The following is a 19,760-nucleotide window of genomic DNA, read 5'->3' as shown; positions in this document are numbered from 1 at the left end:
GCTCAGGCGAGGCGAGTCAGCTTAACCGCAGCGGGCGAAGGACCGCGCACCGCAAGCGGGATCGCGCCGCCAGCCTCGGTAAGGATTGCACCGTCGATCGCGACCCGCCACCGTCCCGCGCCAAGATCGAGCGTGACCGGTGCCGCACCGTATTCGACACGGAATTCGACGCCGGACCCGTCATGCGCCAGCGTGATCTCGCGCTCGGCGGCAAAGCGCCCGGCGTGCAAGGTGAGATCGACCGTCCCGCCGGCCCAGCGCGCGTGGAACCGCCGCCGCACGCCATCGCGCGGTACGACCGCGATCGTCTGATCGTCCTCGCGCAGGGTGCCGCCATAAGCGATCCGCCCGAAGATCGGATCATCGGCGACGATCGTCGCCGCGCTGCGTAGCGCACCGCAAAAGCCGAGATCGATTTCGCAGGCATAATACCATGCGCTGCGATGATGCGGCTGGTCGAGCCAGGTCAGCCCGGTCGGGGCCGGCTCAAACCCGCCTGCCGCCGCACCGTCATTGGCCTTGCCCGGATACCAATAACCGTAATCGGTCTCCGCAGTACCGCTGTTGAGCAAGGCCCAACTGCTGAGAAACGACGCATAGCCGAGCCGAAGCAGAGGATGCGGATCGGCAGGATCGCCAAGCGCGTGGTCGAGCACCGCCCAGCCGCCCATTTGCGCCATGTAGCTGAGCGTATAGGCATTGCCGCCCGACCCGCGATAATCGCTGCCCAGCAGATAATAAGCCGGTTCGAGCCAGCCACGGCAAAACAGATTGGCCGCCATTTGCCGAGCGCTGAACGCCGCGACCGCTTCGCGCGAAACGCCCGCGACCGGATGGTCGAGCGCATACCGCACGATCGCCTGGGTCGATTCGAAGCCGGTCGAATCGAAGGCATATTCGGAACCGAACAGATCGGGCCGATCGGTGACGAAGAAGCGCACCTTCGTTTCCCAAAAGTCGCGCAGCTCCTGCGCCTGCTTGGATCGACCGGCGGCGTCCAGCGCGACGATCAGCTCCGGGAGGACGCATTCATTGTAGAAGCCCGTTTCATAGGCCGACCAGTTCGCCAGCGCTTTGGGAATAGTGAACATCGCCCGCGCCGTGCCGAACGCGCGTTCGAGATAGGCCTTCGCGTCCAGCCGCGTCGCGACCCCGGGGTGGTCGGTCGCGATCCGATACAGCGAAAGGTAAAGCAGGATGATGTGCGGGTAATCGTAGACCCGCCAGATGTGCAGCTTCCCCTTGGTGCCAGGATCGGCACTGTCGCGATTCTGTTTCCAGTCGGGAATGCCATAGATCGCATAGGGATAGGTCTCGGCGGTGCTGCGCTGCAGCCCACCCCAGACGAAGTGCTCGATATAGTCGTCGAGCGCGGTGATTTCGGCCTGGACCGGGTGCTCGGCATTCTTGGCGGCGAGGAAAGCGGGCTTGCTTAGCCCCGGATCGTCGCAGGTCACTTCATAGATGCGCCAGCCCTTGATCCGATCATAAGTGTCGGGCCCAAGCAGCGTCTGGCTCTGCATGTTCCACTCACCTAGCAGCCCCCGATACCATTTCGTCGGATCGCGGTGCTGGTGGGCGGCAATAAACGCGCCGCGCTTGGCGATCAGCGTCTCGACGGGCTCGGTCGCGAAGAATTCGAGATAGGTGACGCGAGCGTCACCGTGGCGGATCGTGAGGCGATTCTCGCCGAGACGGCCAAAGCGGACTCGGTATAATTGCCGCCCCGCCCGCTCCCCGAGCGGCTCGATCTGCGTTGCAGCGGGATGCTCGGCAGCGATCCCGTGGATCGGGTCGGACGAACGCAACGCCAGCGTCACGAACAAGTCGCTCGGGACGGTCATGCCGGGCACGACTTCAACATCGATCCCGCCCGCAGCGGCGATCGCGTCCCGCGCGGCGGCATAGTCCGCGACCAGGCTGAAGCGCAGGGCGTAGCGGCGCCGCTCGCCTGGCGCGATCATCAGGTTGGTGACGGGGATGCGCCAGCGCGTTCCCTTGGCGGCGCTTTCGGCAGCAGCTGCTGCGGCGTGAATGTAGACGCCATAGCCGTCATCATGGTTCTCGGCCGCGGCCATGTCCCAATATTCGAGCTGGGTGTCGCGCTCGGGCATCAGCAGCAGATAGGGCCCGACGCTGTTGCGCCGCATCCAGAACAGATGCGAGCCATGCCCCGAGACGAAGCTGTGCTTCAACACGGCGTTGCCGTCGTCCTTCACCGCGCCGGCGATGTTGTTCATCGGCAGCGGCAGCATCAGATCGCCGATCTCGACGCGCACGGCGGACACATTGTACAGCGTGATGCGCCACACCAGATCCGCCCCTTCGAGACGCTGCTCAAGCTGCAGGTCCAGCGCGTCGGCGATGGCATAGCTCGCCACCCTGCCTGCGGCTGTTTCTACCGTGCGTACCGCGATGGCGCGCGCGCTGTCGAAGCGCTCCCAGTCCCCCGCGCCGCGCCGCCACGCGATGCGCGCGGTGCCGAGCGCTACGCCGGGATAGACATAATCGGTTGGGAAAGGATCATCGCGGACGGACAGGCTGGTTATGCCGGTCGCGTCGGTCCCGACGACGAAGCGCGACGCGCGCCCCTGGATGGTGCGCGCCACCCGCCGTTGCGGCGTCTCCATCGCCCACGCCGCCGGGGCGAGGCGGAGCGCGCCCACCGCGACCGCCGAAAAGAGCAAAGCGCGACGGCTAAGCGCCGTCATGAGCCGCAAGGCTCCGACGCGGCGACAGGTGCGGCGGTCGGCCGTTGCGGCGTAGGCGCGAGCACCTCCCATTCGGTTACCGCAACCCCGGCGGTGGCACCGCCCGCCTGCGAAGCATCGAAGGTCGCGCGCAGGCAGCGCGTGGTGATTGCGGCGAAGCGCGTCTCCTGTGCCGCATCGACCGCGGTGCCATAGCCGCTCGGTTGCGGCACCGGCTTCCAGCTTCCGTCCCAATAATCGATCCGCCAGCGCGCAGGCGGCGCAACGCCTTCGCCCGCCCCGGCCGGATGATCCCCCCAGAACCAGATGCGCGAGCCATTGAGCGTCACCGGTTTGGCCCAGCGATATTCGATCCACGGATGCGCCGGATTGTCGGCACCGCGCCAAGTGCCCCACATGTCGGGCGGCAAGGGTGCCTCGCGACGCATACCGTCATTGAGCGCCTTGATCCAATATTGCACCGGCACCGGGGCGTTCGAAGCGAACGCCGTGGCCGAACCGGCGACGTTGCGCGTCGGTGCCGGCGTCGGCTGTGGCGACCGCGTCGGCACGACCGGGCGAATTCGCGCCGGGGTCACGCTATCGTCCCATTCGATTCTGTCGAGTGCCACGCTGCGCCGGAAATGCCCGCCGCCGACCGCGTCGGCGGTATGATAGGCCAGATACCATTGGCCCTTGAACTCGACCGCCCCCGAATGCGACGTGGTCGAAGACACGGGCTTCAAAATCACCCCGCGATAGGTCCACGGCCCGAGCGGCGAGCTTGCGGTGCCGTAAGCGATGCAGGCATGATAGACCGCCGGCGTGCAGTCGCTCGTCGGCCCTGCAGCGTTGCCGGCGTAGAGCATGTAATAGACGCCCTTGCGCTTCATCAGCCACGGCGCTTCGAAGAAGCCCTTCAGCCCGTCGACCCGGATTTCGCGGCCCATCGGCGTCATCATGTCGTGTGCGAGCGCCATCCCGCGCAACTGCCCGAACGTGCCCCAATAGATGTACGGCGTGCCATCATCGTCGATCATCACGGTCGGATCGATATTCTGGATCGTGTTGCGCTCGGGTACGCGCTGCGAGATGATCGGTCCCGACCGATGCGCATCGCGCCATGGGCCCACCGGAGTATCGGCAACCGCGACGCCAATCGCGAAGCGGTCGGGGGCATCGCTCTTCGCCTCCGACACGGGCGCATACATGTAGAATTTGCCATCGGGCCCAGGCACGATCTGGCCGGCATAAGCGTGCCCGGGCTCGGCCCATTTGAACACGCTTTCGGGCCGCGCGATCGCCGGATAGTGCGTCCAGTCGCCTTTGGCCGGGTCTTTGGTGGCGAGCAGCTGCCACTCGTTCATGATGAAATCATTGACGCCCGGCGGAGCCTCGTCGCGCCCGGCGAGGATCCACAAAGTATCGCCGATCACGACCGGTGCCGGGTCGGTCGAATAAGAGCGACCGTCGGCGAGGATCGGATTGCCGTTGCTGTGGATCGTCTCCTGTGCGGCGAGCGGGGTCGTTGTCAGCAAGACAAGGGCGAGGATGGAGCGTCGCATCGTCATTCCGTTTCGGGATAGGGGCCTTTGCCGCCATCCTTGATCAGTTGATCGGTCCGCGCGTCGAGCACCGGGAGCGGCACCGAGCCGAGCTCGAGCATCGCGTCGTGCCACGCGCGCACATTGAACTTGGGGCCCAGTGCCTGCTCGGCACGCGCACGCGCTTTGCGAAATGCGAGCTCGCCCATGTAATAGCTCAGCGCTTGCCCCGGCCAGGCGATGTAGCGATCGACCTCGGTTTCGATTTCGTGATCGGACAGCGCGGTATTGTCGTGCAAGAACTGCTGCGCACGCTCGCGCGACCAGCCTTGCGTATGGATCCCCGTATCGACGACCAGCCGCGCCGCGCGCCACATCTGGTAGCTGAGCATACCAAAACGATCATAGGGATCGTCATACATCCCCATATCGTCACCAAGCTGCTCGCAATACAGCGCCCAGCCCTCGCCATAGGCCGAGAGATAGGCGTCGCGGCGGAATTGCGGCAGCCCGGTATTTTCGGCGGCAAGCGGCATCTGCATCGCGTGGCCCGGTGCCGATTCATGCAGCGTGAGCGCGACCATCTGATAATAGGGCCGCGAGGGCAGGTTCCAGGTGTTGACCAGATAGATGCCGGGGCCACCACGCCCGCCGGTGTAGAAGGGCGCGAGGTCGGCCGGCACCGGCTTGATCGCGAAACGGCTGCGCGGCAGATGCCCGAACCAGTCGCTTGCCTTGCCATCGAAGGTCTTGGCGATCCAGGCGGCACGGTTGAGCAAATCCTGCGCCGTCTTGGGGTAGAAGCGCGGATCGGTGCGGAGATAATGCAGGAAGGCGGGCAGATCGCCATCGAACTTCACCTGGTGCAGCACGTCGAGCATCTGCGCATGGATCTTGGCGACCTCGGCCACCCCAATCGCGTGGATCGCGTCGGGGCTCATGTCGAGCGTCACGAACTCGCGGATTTTCGAGCGATAATAGGCCTTGCCGTCGGGCAGATCATATGCCGCCAGCGTCTTGCGTGCGCCCGGAATATAGTCCGTCCGCAGGAAAGCGAGCAGCTTGGCATGCGCCGGCACCGCTGCCTCGGCGATCGCCGCCGCGCCGTCTTTGCGCAGCGCGGCCTGGGTCGCGGCCGGGATCGACGCAGGGAAGGTCATGAAGGGCGCATAAAGCGGGTTGTCGGCGAGCGACTTGGCTTCGGCGACTTGCGCCACGCCAATGTCGCGGCCCTGCAGCGTTACTTGGGGGGGCGTGAACCCGCGTTTTAGACCCGCTCGCATATTGGCGATCTGCGCGTCGAAATAACCGGGCAGCTCGCGCAAGGTCGCGATATAGGCGCGGTAGTCGGCCTCGTTGTGAAAACTCCGGCGCGCTGCCTCGGCGACATCGCCCCAGAAACTGGTGTCGGAATTGAGCGGCTTTTCGTAATCGCGATAGGTCTGTTCGGCGAGCAGTGCGTCGATCTGCCCCTTATAGACCGCGTAATCGACCTTTGCCTTTCTCGATAACTGCGCCAACGGGATCGCGGCGAGCAGGCGCTCGGTCTCGGTCCAACGCGCGAGTTTTGCCGCCTGCGCCTTCGGGCCCACATCGGGCAAATGGGCCTGGGTTTCGGGCGGGCTGTTCTCGTCGGGCCCCTGCATCTTCTGCCGCCAGGCATATTCAGCGGTATAGATCGCTTTCAGCCGATCGTCGGCGGAGACGGCGCGGCCCGCCGTCTTGCGCGGTGCCGCGTCGGCCACCATCGGCATCGCTGTGCCAAGGAGCGCAAGAAGTAACCAGCCATGCCGCATCTTCATTCTCCTGCCACCAGGGCATCGATATCGGCGAGCAACGCCGCCGGAATCTCGACGCCGTGCGCCATGCTCTGCGCGCGCGCTGCGTAGCGGCGTTGCGACGGCAAGCGCGCGCCCTGCCCCTCGATCGCGGCAAACATGCCCTCCGCCCGCGCAAGGTGCGCCTCGACCTGATCGCCGAGAAAGCCAGCCGGGTCGATCGCCACGATCAATTCACCGCCGAGCGGCGATCCACCCGCGCCGCCGTCAGCGGCGAGCGACTCCGCGCTGGTCATGTCGCCGATCAGCGGCCCCGCGATCAGCTCGACCATCGCCGCCAGCGCCGACCCTTTATGCCCGCCAAAGGTGCGCATCGCGCCCGCGAGCACGGCCTCGGCGTCGGTCGTCGCCTGGCCTGCGGCGTCATACCCCCAATCGTCAGGCACCGGCTTACCGGCGCGACGATGCAGCTCGATTTCGCCGCGCGCGACGGCACTGGTCGCCAGATCAAAGACGAACGGCAGCCGACCCGGTCGCGGCCAGCCAAAAGCGATCGGATTGGTGCCGAATACCGGCTGCGTCCCACCGGCAGGCGCGACCCAGGCATGGCTCGGCGTGAAGGCGAGCGCGACCAGGCCCTCACCTGCCAGCCATTCGACCTCGGGCCAGAGTGCCGCGAAATGCACGACGTGATTAAGCGCCAGCGCGGCAATGCCATAACGCCGTGCCTTTTCGACAAGCATTGCGCGGCCCGTTTCGAACGCCAATTGCGCAAAACCGCCACCGCCATCGACCCGCACGAGCGCGCGGGCCGGCTCCGACAGGAGCGGCATCGCGTCGGGCACCACCGTGCCGGCACGGACGCTCTTGGCGGCGACGAGCAGGCGGTACAGTCCGTGCGAGGTACAACCGTCACGCTCCCCCGCCACCATCGTCTCGGCGACCGCGTGCGCATGATCGCCCGACAGCCCGACCTGAAGCAGCACGCGCCGGGCGAGCGCACGGACCTCCGCCAGCGTCATACGCACCGAGACTGGCGCGGTCGCGATGGTCATTTGGCGGTGCCGGGCTTGGCCGTGAACAGCACCACGCCGAACACCGGCCCCGCCGAGCTGCGATCGTGCGGTACGAAGCGAACCTTGAGCTCGCTTTTCTTGTCGGTCAGCGCCGGGGGCAGCGGATATTCGATATCGATGAACTTGCCCGGCACATCGCCGCTAAGACGTTGCGTCGCTATCTTCACATTATCGACCAGAATGTCGAAATCGCGCCCGCGCTCCTCGCCCCAATAGGTCGCCTGCAGCACGAGCGGCCCGGGCTTTGCCTTCATCGTGAATTCGAAGAAGCCGCCCGAGCGCGCATCGCGCCCGTTGCGGTTGCGATAGCTGGTCGGGAAGGACAGCTCCGAGGTCAGGCCATGATCATGCTCGGGCTGCATCTCGCCGAGATGGACGACGTCGACCGATCGCGCGGCAATGTCCTTGAGCCGTGCTTGCTCGGCAACGAAGGCGGCTTGCTCGGTCTTCCATTCGCCCTCCGAGAAGCGCTTGAAATAGACCGCACTGCGGCGCTCATATTGCTTGTAGAACGGCACGAAACTGAGGTCACCCGGCCGCACGACGCCACTGGTGGTGTAGCGCGCCGGCGTTGCGCTCGGTCGGAAGCTGGCGAGCAGGTCGGTGCCGACCAGCGCCGGATCGGGAGACGTCCAGTCCCCCTCGGTCGTGCCGAGATCGGCGGCGAGCACCATCGGCCCGCGCAGGATCGCGACCGTCCGGTCGTCGCCCGGCGTCGCCTCGATCCGCAGCTCGAGCGGCAGCGTGATCGCGACGCTATCCCCCGCTTTCCAGCGCCGCTCGACGATCGCATAGCCGCTCGCGAAGCTCGGCGTGACCGGCTGGCCGTTGACGCGCACCACCGCTTTGCCCGCAGCCCAGCCGGGCACGCGCAGCGCGATCGCGAAGCGACCCGGGCGGGCGAGCTGGGTGAGCGTCAGCGTCGAGATTGGCTCGAACGGATAGCGCGTGTCGAGCGTCAGCGTCGCGCCGCGCGCGCGCCACGTCGCGTCGGCGGGGATATAGAGGTTCACCAACAGGGCCCCCTCGCCTTCCCAGAAGATCGACTCGCCATGCTTGGCATGGCTTTCCATGCCGGTTCCGACGCAGCACCAGAAGGCGTCGTCCGCAGACGTCGAATATCCGCGCACCGCCCCGGTCAGCAGCGGCGTCATATAGGTAAAGCCCGCAGTCTTGGGGTCCTGCGCCGCCATCACATGGTTGAGATGCGCGCGCTCGTAATAGTCGAACAGCGCGCCGTCGGGCTGCCAGCTATAGAGCTGCCGCGTCAGCTTGAGCATGTTGTAGGTGTTGCAATGCTCGCAGGTCTGTTCGGTAATGTGGCGGCTGATGCTGTCGGGTTCGGAGAAATATTCGCGGTCGGCATTGCCGCCGATCACATAGCTGTGATGTTGCGTCACCGCCTGCCAGAAGAAGCGCGGTGCTGCGGCCTTTGCCGGTTCGCCGGTCAATTCGTGGATCCGCGCCAGGCCAATCAGCTTGGGCACTTGGGTGTTGGCGTGAAAGTTGGCGAGCTTGTCCTGCCCCGCGGTCAGCGGGTCGAGCACCTTGCGATCGTACAGGCGCTCGGCGATCGCCAGCCACTTGCGATCCTTGGTCCGCGCGAACAGTTCTGCAAAACTCTCGTTGAGCCCGCCATATTCGGTGCCGAGCATGGTTTGCATCTGCGCGTCGTCGAGCGCGGCGAACACCGGCTCGAAATACCCGGCAAAGGCTATCGCGACCGACAGCGCCTTGGCGTTGCCCCAGCTCGCGTGGATGTCGAGCAGCCCGGCGAACAGCTTATGCACCGTATAGAAAGGCGACCAGGCACCGTTGAGATCGAACCCGCCCGAGCGGATATCGCCCTTGATGATCTCCGGAAAGATTTCGATCGCATCGACAACCGTGCCGTCTTTCCGCTTGCGCTGCATCGCGCCGATATAGCCGTTGCCGCGCGCCGCCTGCGCGTCCGCCAGCTCATCGACGATATAGTCGGCGCGCACCTTCGCCTGCGCGTCACCAGTCTGTTCGTGCAGCAGCACCAGTGCCGACATATAATGGCCGAGCGTGTGACCGGCGATGGTATCGCTCTCCCAGCCGCCATAGACCTCACCCTTGGGCTTGAGCCCGGCATAGGCACGGAAATTGTGCAGCAGCCGATCGGCGCTGAGGCGCAACAGATAGGCGCGGTTGACCTCGACGGCGGTCGCGTAATCGGATGGGCGTAAGCGCACCGCCGACAAAGGAAACGGCGTGGCCCGGCGCGGCAAAACTGCGGCGAGGGCAGCAAACCCTGCGGTTGGCCCCGCCAGCAGCGCCAAGGCGCTTGCTCCGGCCATCACTTCGCGACGCGTGCCCTGCATGATCACTCCCTTATAATACGGTATACGATTAAGACCATTTGGAAGGTAAGGTCAATCGCAGAACGCGCGACACCCCTGGCGGATCGGCGGAATGATTCCGATCCCCAGCTTCCGATCATATACCGTATAATATTATTGACGCGCGCGGACATGCCTGCTGTATCGTGCGGCAAAAGGGGATCGCCGTGCCTGCTCTCAGTCTATCATCGCTACGCATTCATCGCCGTCGCATTGTGCACCTAGCGCTGCTGACCGGCGTAGCGCTGGCACCGATCGCGGCTCGCGCAAATCCCGCGCCTTTGCCGACGATAGAGCAGCGCTACCAACTGGCCGACCGCTACCTTGGTGATGCCATGCGCAAGCTGATCGTCGATCAGAATCTCGACGCGCACTTCATCAATAACGGCAATGGCGTGCTGTTCCGGCGCGGCCCGACTGACGCCCGCGATATCCTGTTCCTCGATTTCGCAACGCGCGAGGCACGTACGGTCGTCAACGAGGCCGCGCTGGCGCAGCTTGTTTCCAACGCGACCGGCAAATCGGGCCCACCGAGTGGCCTTTATCTGGACGCGCCGGACTATGACCCGGCGACAGGCGTGCTCAGTTTCGGCGCGTTGGGCAAGCGTTGGACGCTCAAGGATGGCGCGCTGACCGAGGCCGCCAAGGACTCGCCCAAGGGCGACGATGCGGTTTCGCCCGACGGCCGCTTCCGCATCGTGGCGGAGGATCACAATTTGGTCGCGGTCGACCTCAAGACCCAACGCCGGGTCGCGCTCACCACCGACGGCACGCGCGACAAACCCTATGGTCGCGGCATCGCCGAACTGGGGGAAATCCTGAAGCAAGGCACCGAAGATCCCGTGCTGCCGGTGTCGGTGCGGTGGTCGCCCGACAGCAAGCGCATCCTCACCTGGCGGCTCGATACGACCGATGTGCAGCGCCTGACGATGACGCAGGAAACGCCGCCGGGGGCCTTTTATCCGCGCAGTTTCTCCTACGTTTACCCGCTCGCGGGTGCGGCGAAATTGCCGCAAGCCAGCCGACTGGTGATCGACGTCGAGGATGCGGTGAAGCATCGCAAGGCGAAGATCGTGCCCCTCCAAGTCCCGAGCGAATCGCTGCTCTATCCGGCCGATCCCGATCTGAGCTGGTCGGCGGGCAAGGTCCGCTCGCAATGGGTCGAGCGCGGCTACGGCCAGATCGTCGTCTACATGTCCGACCCGGTCACCGGCGCGTCGACGGTCACCGCGCGCGAAGCGATGAAGCCGCTGGTCACCGTGACATCGAGCTTTCTGCAACCAGCCCCCGAATTGGGCGGCGAGCTCGACGTGTCGGAACGCACCGGATGGGCGCAGCTTTACCTGGTGCGTCCTGACGATCCCAATGGCGGCATACCCCTGACCAAGGGCAATTGGGAGGTCACGTCGGTCAATTATGTCGATGGCGCGAAGCGCTCGATCCTGCTCACCGGCGTCGGCCGCGAAGCCGACCGCAACCCCTATTATCACGCGCTATACCGCGTGACGCTCGACGGCAGCCAGCCCGTCCTGCTGACGCCCGAGCCGCTTGAGCATGATCTGCGCGTCTCCGACGATGGCCGGTTCGTGATCGACGCAATGTCGAGCCCGACCGTCCCGACGCGCACCGTCGTGCGCGACACCAGCGACGGGCACATTCTGTACGAGCTCGGCCATGCCGACGCGTCAGCGCTCATCGCGACCGGTTTCACCATGCCCGAGCCGTTCCGGGGGCTCGCCGCCGACGGCAAAACGCCGCTTTATGGGATGATCTATCGCCCGGCGCATTTCGATCCGACGCGGCGCTATCCGATCATCGACAATGTCTATACCGGCCCGACGATGCACGTCGTGCCGAGCGCGTTTGGCGACGCATTGCTGAACGGCCCCGGCAGCGTCGCGCAACTCGGGGCGATCGTCGTGGTGATCGATGCGACCGGCACGTCGCAACGCGGTCAGGCGTTCCGCTTGCCGGCGTACCAGAATCTGGGCGAAGTCGGCCTCGACGATCATATCGCGATGATCCGCCAGATGGCGGCGCGCTATCCCTATATCGATACGACGCGCGTCGGCGTCTATGGCGGCTCGGCCGGGGGGTATGACGCGGCGCGCTTCATCCTCCGGCGGCCCGATTTCTTCAAGGTCGCGGTTTCATCGTCGGGCAATCACGATCTGCGGCTCGACAAAGCCTGGTGGCCCGAAGTGACGATGGGCAATCCTGACCCGGCGGTGTGGGATCGCAACTCCAACATGTCGGTCGCGGGCAACCTCAAGGGCAAATTGTTGCTGATCCATGGCGATATCGACGACAATGTGCCGATCACCGAGAGTTTCCGGCTCGGCAACGCGCTGATCCAGGCGCATCGCAGCTTCGACATGGTCGTGCTGCCCAACACCACGCACCGCGTTTCGCAGCCGTTCTTCTACCGCAAGTTCCGCGACTATTTCGTGCGCAACCTGCTCGACGAAGCGCCGCCTGCCGACGCCGCGTTTGAAGATCCGTCCAAGCCTGCCCCATCGGCCAAACAGTGAGATCCGCAATGCCCCGTTTGCTCAACGTATCGCTGTTGGCGCTTGCCGCATCGATGCCCGTCACGGTCGGCGCACAGGAAGCGCAACCGGCCAAGCCGGTCTATCGACCGATCGCCACAACGGCGTTCCGCGTCGGCAGCTTCCAACTGCTCCTGCGCACCGACACGCAGACGCTGGCTGGCCTATCGCCGCTCGCCGAGCCTGGCTTTGACTTCGTCCCGGGCAAGCGCGAGCCGGAGCGGCAAGGCGATGGCTACAACCATGTCGGCGACATCGACGTGCGGCTGCGCACGCCCGGTGGCGAATGGCGCGATTTCGCCTCCGCGCACCAGCGCAAGGCGATCACGCCCCTGCCCGCGCGCGGCGTAACGCTCGCCGCGGCGGACATCACCGCGTCGATGGGCGACGGCATTCCGCTCCGGGTCGAGCGGCGCTGGGTCACCGTCGGCGGCGCGCCGGTGCTGCGCTTCACGCTGATCAACACGTCGCAGACCCCGGTCGAGATCGGCGTGCTTGGTCTGCCGATGGTGTTCGACAACATCATCGATGACCGCACGCTCGAACAGGCGCATGCCGAGGCGAGCTTCGTCGACCCCTATATCGGGCGCGATGCGGGGTATCTTCAGGTGACCCGGCTGAGCGGCAAGGGCCCCGCCCTGCTCGTCCTGCCCGAGGGGCACAGCCCGCTCGAAGCCTATGTCCCGCTCCCGCAGGACCGCGCCGCGCCCAAGGGCACGACCTTCACCGAGAAGAGCCAGCGTAGCCAGACCTCGGAAGGGTTTTACGACTGGACGATCGCGTCAAAAGGCTATGCCGACAAGGAATGGAGCAAGGCCGGGCCGCAATGGAACGCGCCCACCAGCATCACGCTCGCCCCCGGCGAACGCCGCGATGTCGGCGTGCGCTTCGTGCAGTCCCCCGATATTCGCGGCATCGAGACCACGCTCGCCGCGCAGCACCGCCCGGTCGCGGTCGGCATTCCGGGCTATGTCGTGCCGACCGATCTCACCGCTGCGCTGTTCCTGAAATATGACAGCAAGGTCGCCAAGGTCGAATCCTTCCCGGCCGGTGCCCTGATCGCCACGCCGACCGCCGCCGCCAAAGGCTGGGCGCGCTATGACGTGCAGGCGCGTGGCTGGGGTCCGGCACGGCTCAGCATCACCTATGCGGATGGCACGGTGCAGACGGTTAGCTACGACATTACCAAGCCGCTCGATCAGGTGATGGCCGATATCGGCCGCTTCACCACCACCAAGCAATGGTATGATGACAAGAGCGACCCGTTCCACCGCGCGCCCGCGATCCTCTCCTACGACAAGGAAGCGGGCAAGATCCTGACGCAGGAACCGCGCGTGTGGATTTCGGGGATGAGCGACGAGGGCGGCGCTGGCAGCTGGGTCGCGGCGATGATGAAGCAGCTCGACAACCCCGATGCGACCGAGGTCGGCAAGCTCGAGGCGCTAATCGACGAAACCGTCGTCGGCACGTTGCAAATCGCCAGCGGCGACCATGCGGGCGCGGTGAAGAAAAGCATCTTCTATTACGACCCGAAGGAACATCCCGGCTATTACGACCCGACCGAGAACTGGCGGAACTGGACGTCCTGGTCGCACAAGGATGCCGACGATCTCGGTCGTGCGTACAATTATCCGCATGTCGCGATCGGGCATTGGGTGCTCTATCGCCTTGCGCGCAACCATCCGGGACTGGTCACCGCGCACGACTGGAAATGGTATCTCGACCATGCCTATGGCACCGTTACCGCGATGATGCGCGATGCGCCCTATTACACGCAGTTCGGCCTGATGGAGGGCGACGTGTTCGTCGATATCCTGAAGGACCTGAAGCGCGAGGGGATGACCGCCGAGGCGACCAATATGGAAGCGCTGATGAAAGGCCGCGCCGACCATTGGAAGACGCTGCAATATCCCTTCGGCAGCGAGATGGCATGGGATTCGACCGGCCAGCCCGAAGTCTATGCCTGGATGCGCTATTTCGGCTATCAGCCGCAGGCCGACACCACGCGCGAGGCAATCCTCGGTTACGATCCGACAATTCCGAGCTGGGGCTATAACGGCAATGCCCGGCGCTATTGGGACTTCCTCTACGGCGGCAAATATCCGCGGATCGAGCGGCAGATCCACCATTATGGCTCGGCGCTCAACGCCGTCCCGCTGTTCGACGCCTATCGCGCCAACCCCGCCGACACGCACCTGCTGCGCGTCGCTTATGGCGGGATGATGGGCGGGATCACCAATATCGATCGCGACGGCTTCGGATCGGCCGCGTTCCATAGCTGGCCCGACCGGATGGCGTGGGACCCTTATACCGGCGATTATGGCATGGGCTTCTTCGGCCACGCTTATGCCGCCGCGACCTATCTGGTCGAGGATCCGACTTTTGGCTGGCTGGCTTATGGCGGCAATCTCACCAAGGCGGCGGACTCGGTCAGCGTCGTGCCCAAGGACGGTGCCCGCGCACGCCTGTTCATCGCGCCTGCGGGGACGTGGATCACGCTTGAGGCCGGCAAGATCGCCAGCGCCGCCTACGCCCCGGCCACTGGCAGGATCACGCTGACGCTCGACCCGGCGACCGCAACCACGCCCGCAGCCCGTCTGTTCATCGAGACGACCACGAAAGGCGGCCGCGCTTATACTACCGACGCGGGCACCGATGCCCGCGGCGGCCGGACCATTCCCCTCTCGGCCACGCAAACGACCATCACGCTCACGCCGCACTGAGTCCGGATGAGAGGAACGCGAATTCCGGCGGGGCCCCTGCCCCGCCGGCATTTTGACGCGCGCACTTCAGATGTGATGCCCCGCCAAAGTGCATCGGCCGCGATTTCGCTCAGCCGATACGGGGTTCTGACGCCACACCTGCTTCCTCCCGCGTCAAGCGCGCCGCCGATACGAAAAGGGCCGCGACTTACGTCGCGGCCCTTCCGGACAACCCTATAAAGCATGGATCAGAAACGGAACCTGGCACCCGCCTGGATCACCCGTGCCTGCTGGCGTGCGCCGACCGGCAAGGCATTATACGCACCGAAATAGGTCCTGACATTGTTGTGCAGAAGGTTCGTTCCTTCGACGCTCAAGGTCAGGAACTTGACCGGCGTAACGTTGATCGCGGCGTCGAGGCGCGACGTATCTGCCGAATAGACCGAATAACCTGGGTTAACATAGTCAGCATAGGTTTTGTATGACGAACGATAGTTATACGCGAGGCGTCCGCTCAGCACCGGGGTGTCATACAATAACGCGATGTTCCCGGAATATTTGGAGGTGAACGGCGCGTCGCGGCCATGCGGCACATCGGGAATATCTCCCGCCAAATCCAGCGTCGCCACCGGTATATACGTAAAGTTCGCGTTCACGCCGAAGTGCTTGGCGAAGCCGGGCAGGAAATCGAAGAACGAATTCACCTGCGCTTCGAGACCGAACGTCTTACCTGGCCCCGCATTACGCGGTTGCTCAACCGGATGGATCGCGTTGACCTCGGGCACGTACTCCGATGCTCGGACGGTATAGATAAACCCGGTCTGGTTTTTCAGGAAGGTGCCGAGTGACACCAGACCGCCTTTGCCGAAATAATATTCGAGCGAGGCGTCGTAGTTGTTTTCCTGGACGGGCTTGAGCGCGGGATTGCCAGCATAGACCGTTCCAGTCGGGCTCGCGATCGCATCGCGCAATTCCCGGAAGTTGCGAAGCGAGTAGAAATCCGGGCGCTGCACGTTATGCGTGTACGACAGGCGCAATTGCAGCGTCGGCGTGAAGTGCAAAACGCCGGTGGCGCTTGGCAGCAAGTCGATATAATTGCCCTTGCTGCCAACGCTCGTCACGACCGTATTGTAAACGGCCTGACCATTGGCATTCTTCAGGATCTTGCCGTCAGCACCCAGTTGATAGGCATTCTGCGCGCTTGCCGCAGTGCCCCAGGTGTTGACGAAACGAAGCCCGAACGTGCCATCGATCGGGATGCCCGCCGCCTTGAAGGCATAATTGCCCTGGCTGTACGCTGCAAACGTGCGTTCGGTTTCGGCAAAGCCCGAACCGAGATCGGTCGCGCCGGGCTCGGCCTTGGTCCAGTCCGATCCCGCCAGATCCGCGCCGTTGGCGATGATGTAATTCCGCACGGCGGTGAAGTTGCTGTAATACTGGGCGTCATTCAGATGATACCAGGTCGGGATTTGGCCCGCGCCACTGATATCGGGGGTCGTTGCGACCGTTCCGATGCCGGTCTTGCTTCCCACCGTCGTAAGCGATGGCGCTGTCGTCACATTGCTGAAGAACGCATCGCGATAGCCATAGACGTATCCCGAGGTCCGTTTCGTGAAGCGCGTGCCGAACTGGAACGATCGCAGCAGGCCTTCGTCGCTCGTCTTGACTGTGAAATCGAGGTTGGTCGCAAACATCGTGTCGCTGTTGGTGCCGTTCTGATCATGCACCTGGAACAGCTTGTAATTGGCGGGATTGCTCACGTCGGTGCCGAGGAAGGTCACATAGGGACCGCCGCCCGGAACGTTCGAGGAGTTGAAGTCGGTATGCACCGATGTACCGACCGGAAAGTGGTACTGCTGTTGCACAAAATAGACCGAGGTCTTCGACCAATTATACTGTGCGCCGAAATTGATCTGGACCTTGTCGCTGTGCCAGTGGGTCTCGAAGTTGGTGGTGTAGCCGTCGGTCTTGCGCTTCTGGTAAAGGCTCAATGGACCGCCCGGAAGCCCGCCGGTGGACGGCGTCGAATAGGTCACCGAGCGGATCGTGCCGTCGGGATTGGTCACGATATCCGAATAAACGCCGGTGTCGACGTTGGTCTGCACCTTCAGATAGTCACTATAATTTGTCTCGCGCGCACCGAAATAAGACCCCTCGAGCACGAAATCGAGATGGTCGTTCGCCTTCCATTGCCACGAAGCATTGAGCGACGGGCGCTCGACCGAACCCGACTCGACGCCATAGGTTACGGCGTAGGGAATGATGGTGTTCTTCAGGCTCGCCGGCTGCGCGTTATAGACCGGGCTGCCGACATAGATGCCGATCGGCAACGGCGATTCTGCCGCGACGTAATTCTCATTGTAATTGTTCTTGGTATAGGAGCCGTTGAGCAGGAAGCCCATCTCGCCGATCGGCGTGTCGAAGCGGTCGGCCAGCAACAAGCTGGCATAGGGGCTCTTGGTGTTGCCGATATCGGAGAAGGTCTCGCGAAAGCTCCCGGCGACGGTCAGCCCCTTCTTGAGATCGAGCGGGCGACGGAGTTCGACGTTCACCGTGCCGGCAATGCCGCCTTCGATCTGGTCGGCGCTGCGGGTCTTGTAGACCTGCACCGACTTCAGCAATTCGGCCGGAATGTCCGCGAGATTGAGCGCACGCGACCCGGCGCTTGCCGCCTCGAAACCATTGATCGTCGTCTGCACATCGCCCAGGCCGCGGATCGTGACGTTCTGGCCTTCGCCGTGTGCGCGGTCGATCTGCACGCCCGAAACACGCGCAAGCGCCTCCGGTACGTTATTGTCGGGCAGCTTGCCGGCGTCCTCGGCATCGACCGAATCGACGATCTGCTTGGAATTGCGCTTGCGGTCGCGCGCTGACTTCAGGCTGGCGCGCAGGCCGACGACGACGATGTCGTTGCCGCCTTCGCCTTTATAGGTTGCCGAATCGGCACCTGCGGCAACGGCTTGTTGCACCGCTTTGCCGCGACGGCGCGCGGCCTCGCGCTCTGCGCGCGCTTTACGCCGAGCGGCGATCCGCTCGGCCTTGCTCAGCGGCGCGGCTGGAGCGGCGTCTTGCGCGACCGCCGACGGTGCGATGGCGGCGGAAGCCGCCACGGGACACGTGACCGATAGCGCCGACATGCAGCAGGTGAGCGTTAGAACTACTTTCATTCGCATGCCGATTTTCCCCTCAAGGTCCTTCGCCTGGCCCTTTCGCCACACGTCCCATGACAGAGTTATGACATACGATATAAAGTATACAAGTGGAAATCTGCGCTTCGTGCTGCCACGCCACGGGCATGCTTTTTTTGGCTTAAATCGCCAAGGAATCCCCCGAATCCGACGTGTCCGCGATCGTGTCGAGGTGCATCAGCCGTACGACCAATGGGCTGAGCGCGATGACGCCGAGACCGACGACCATCGAAAATCCACCGATTCTCGTATAGACAGTCAGGATCGTGTCCGGCCCCGCGCCTGCGGCACCGGTCGCTTGGGCGATCAAGGCCGCGATGAAATTTCCCGCCGCCGTCGCCAGGAACCACGTTCCCATCATCAAGCCTGTCATCCGCGTAACCGACAATCGAGTCATCGACGACAGGCCGATCGGCGAGAAGCACAATTCGCCCATCGCATGGAACAGATAGACCAGCACGATGAACAGCGCGGGGGTCAACGCACCGCGAGGTGCCGCGCCGGCAACCAGCACCAGGAAACCGAGCCCGACCAGGATCAGCCCGAGCCCAAACTTAAGCGGCACGTTGGGCTCGAGCCGCCGCCGCGCCAACAGGCCCCATCCCCATCCAAACAGCGGTGCCAGCACGATAATGAAAGCGGAGTTGATCGACTGAAAGACCGTCGCCGGAATCTGATAGCCGAACAGCATCCGATCGACGCGCTCATCGGTGAAGACGTTGAGCGAGGATCCGGCCTGTTCGAACAACGCCCAGAAGAGTGGACTTAGCGCGACGAGAAACAGCGCGGCAAAAACCCGATCGCGCTCGACCCGTGGCAGGGTGAACACCGAGCGCCAGACGATATAGCCAACCGTCAGCCCCGCAAAGCCAATCAGCAGAATCCCGACGGCTCCTTGCGAGCGGATCAGCCACCACACGACTCCGACGGCTGCGATACCCCCAAGATAGATCAGCGGTTCGTGCGAAAGCCAGGCGAACACGGGCGGGCCGCACAGCTCGCGCGGCGGCCGGCCGGTGTCGCGAAGATCCTTTTCGAACAGCACGAACGCGACAAGCCCGAGCAACATCCCGATGCCCGCCGCACCGAAACCATAACTCCAGCCGACCGTCTCGCCGAGGATCCCGATCACGATCGGCCCGATCCACGCGCCGAGGTTGATCCCCATATAGAAGATCGAGAAAGCGCCGTCGCGACGCCGATCTCCACGCGCATACAGCCCACCGACCAGAACCGACACATTCGCCTTGAGAAAGCCCGTTCCGACCACGATCGCGGCGAGCCCCAGATAGAAACCGTTCAGATACAAGCCCTGTGCCCCGACCGGCCCTTCAAGCAGCGCGATCAGCAAGTGGCCGGTGACAATGAAGACGCCCCCCGCGAGCACCGCCTTGCGCGCACCGAGATAGCGATCAGCCAGATAGCCGCCGATGACCGGGGTTATATAGACCAGCGAAGTGTAGGCCCCATAGACGGCGTAGGAATGATCCTTGGCGAACAGAAAGTGTTTGGTCAGATAAAAGATCAGGATGGCGCGCATGCCGTAATAGGAAAAGCGTTCCCACATTTCGGCGAAAAACAGGACAAAGAGGCCACGTGGATGGCCGAGCATTACCTTGGACTCGCCGGGCGCGTCCGTCCCGCCAAAGCGGCTAAGGTCAGCGGTGGAGGAGCGATTTCCAACGGAGGTCATGCCTGACGACGGCCATCGAAAGGCGGGCAACGCTCGAACGCCTGTTCGTCGCGTCGCTCACCCTTCCGCGTATTCCCAACCATCGCACTCTCCGCAACATCCTACCCCTCACCCTAGGGTATACGGTATTTTATATGCAATCTTTTAACGTGCGACGTCAGACCCTTGCAAAGAGCG

Annotated in this window: 9 protein-coding genes; 2 read left to right on the top strand and 7 right to left on the bottom strand. The window is 64.0% G+C overall.

What is annotated here, in order from left to right:
• Positions 1–2 precede the first annotated feature (2 nt).
• Genes H4W01_RS07275 through H4W01_RS07255 form a run of 5 tightly spaced genes read right to left on the bottom strand, consistent with a single transcriptional unit; the run spans position 3 to position 9,433 of the window.
• Positions 3–2,711, bottom strand: a complete 2,709-nt coding sequence (locus H4W01_RS07275; protein WP_209610481.1) for a DUF5695 domain-containing protein — start codon at positions 2,709–2,711, stop codon at positions 3–5.
• A complete protein-coding gene (locus tag H4W01_RS07270; RefSeq protein ID WP_334685188.1) occupies positions 2,708–4,255 on the bottom strand; it encodes a family 43 glycosylhydrolase in 1,548 nt (515 codons plus the stop codon). Before H4W01_RS07270 ends, H4W01_RS07275 begins: the two co-directional genes overlap by 4 nt.
• A gap of 2 nt (positions 4,256–4,257) precedes the next feature.
• A complete protein-coding gene (locus tag H4W01_RS07265; RefSeq protein ID WP_334685187.1) occupies positions 4,258–6,036 on the bottom strand; it encodes a DUF885 domain-containing protein in 1,779 nt (592 codons plus the stop codon).
• Entirely contained in the window at positions 6,033–7,067 is a 1,035-nt protein-coding gene (locus tag H4W01_RS07260) for an Ldh family oxidoreductase (protein WP_209610479.1), read from the bottom strand. Before H4W01_RS07260 ends, H4W01_RS07265 begins: the two co-directional genes overlap by 4 nt.
• Positions 7,064–9,433: a beta-L-arabinofuranosidase domain-containing protein gene (locus tag H4W01_RS07255; RefSeq protein ID WP_209610478.1), complete on the bottom strand. Its 2,370-nt coding sequence runs from the start codon at positions 9,431–9,433 to the stop codon at positions 7,064–7,066. Before H4W01_RS07255 ends, H4W01_RS07260 begins: the two co-directional genes overlap by 4 nt.
• Positions 9,434–9,618: 185 nt before the next feature.
• Here H4W01_RS07255 and H4W01_RS07250 point away from each other — a divergent pair, with 185 nt between their 5' ends.
• Together H4W01_RS07250 and H4W01_RS07245 are read left to right on the top strand one after the other, a co-directional pair.
• Complete coding sequence (locus H4W01_RS07250) at positions 9,619–11,982, top strand: S9 family peptidase (protein ID WP_209610477.1); 2,364 nt, start codon at positions 9,619–9,621, stop codon at positions 11,980–11,982.
• Between the two features lie 8 nt (positions 11,983–11,990).
• Positions 11,991–14,723 (top strand): DUF5695 domain-containing protein, encoded by a 2,733-nt coding sequence (locus H4W01_RS07245; RefSeq protein WP_209610476.1) that lies wholly within the window; start codon positions 11,991–11,993, stop codon positions 14,721–14,723.
• 227 nt (positions 14,724–14,950) lie between these two features.
• Here the strand turns inward: H4W01_RS07245 and H4W01_RS07240 are convergent, their stop codons facing one another.
• Both H4W01_RS07240 and H4W01_RS07235 read right to left on the bottom strand, forming a co-directional pair.
• Complete coding sequence (locus tag H4W01_RS07240) at positions 14,951–17,869, bottom strand: TonB-dependent receptor (protein WP_209610475.1); 2,919 nt, start codon at positions 17,867–17,869, stop codon at positions 14,951–14,953.
• 142 nt (positions 17,870–18,011) lie between these two features.
• Entirely contained in the window at positions 18,012–19,583 is a 1,572-nt protein-coding gene (locus H4W01_RS07235) for a peptide MFS transporter (protein ID WP_443024794.1), read from the bottom strand.
• Between the last annotated feature and the right edge of the window lie 177 nt (positions 19,584–19,760).

It is taken from the genome of Sphingomonas sp. PL20 (assembly GCF_017875905.1).
In the GTDB taxonomy this organism is placed as follows: Bacteria; Pseudomonadota; Alphaproteobacteria; order Sphingomonadales; family Sphingomonadaceae; genus Sphingomonas; species Sphingomonas echinoides.
The sequence above is the reverse complement of the archived record's forward strand: the minus strand, read 5'-3'. Positions and strand labels throughout refer to the sequence as shown.

Coding starts and splice junctions, on each gene's coding strand:
- H4W01_RS07240 (WP_209610475.1), bottom strand. CDS start 17,869: ATGAAAGTAGTTCTAACGCTCACCTGCTGCATGTCGGCGCTATCGGTC.
- H4W01_RS07270 (WP_334685188.1), bottom strand. CDS start 4,255: ATGCGACGCTCCATCCTCGCCCTTGTCTTGCTGACAACGACCCCGCTC.
- H4W01_RS07245 (WP_209610476.1), top strand. CDS start 11,991: ATGCCCCGTTTGCTCAACGTATCGCTGTTGGCGCTTGCCGCATCGATG.
- H4W01_RS07260 (WP_209610479.1), bottom strand. CDS start 7,067: ATGACCATCGCGACCGCGCCAGTCTCGGTGCGTATGACGCTGGCGGAG.
- H4W01_RS07275 (WP_209610481.1), bottom strand. CDS start 2,711: ATGACGGCGCTTAGCCGTCGCGCTTTGCTCTTTTCGGCGGTCGCGGTG.
- H4W01_RS07235 (WP_443024794.1), bottom strand. CDS start 19,583: ATGACCTCCGTTGGAAATCGCTCCTCCACCGCTGACCTTAGCCGCTTT.
- H4W01_RS07265 (WP_334685187.1), bottom strand. CDS start 6,036: ATGAAGATGCGGCATGGCTGGTTACTTCTTGCGCTCCTTGGCACAGCG.
- H4W01_RS07255 (WP_209610478.1), bottom strand. CDS start 9,433: ATGCAGGGCACGCGTCGCGAAGTGATGGCCGGAGCAAGCGCCTTGGCG.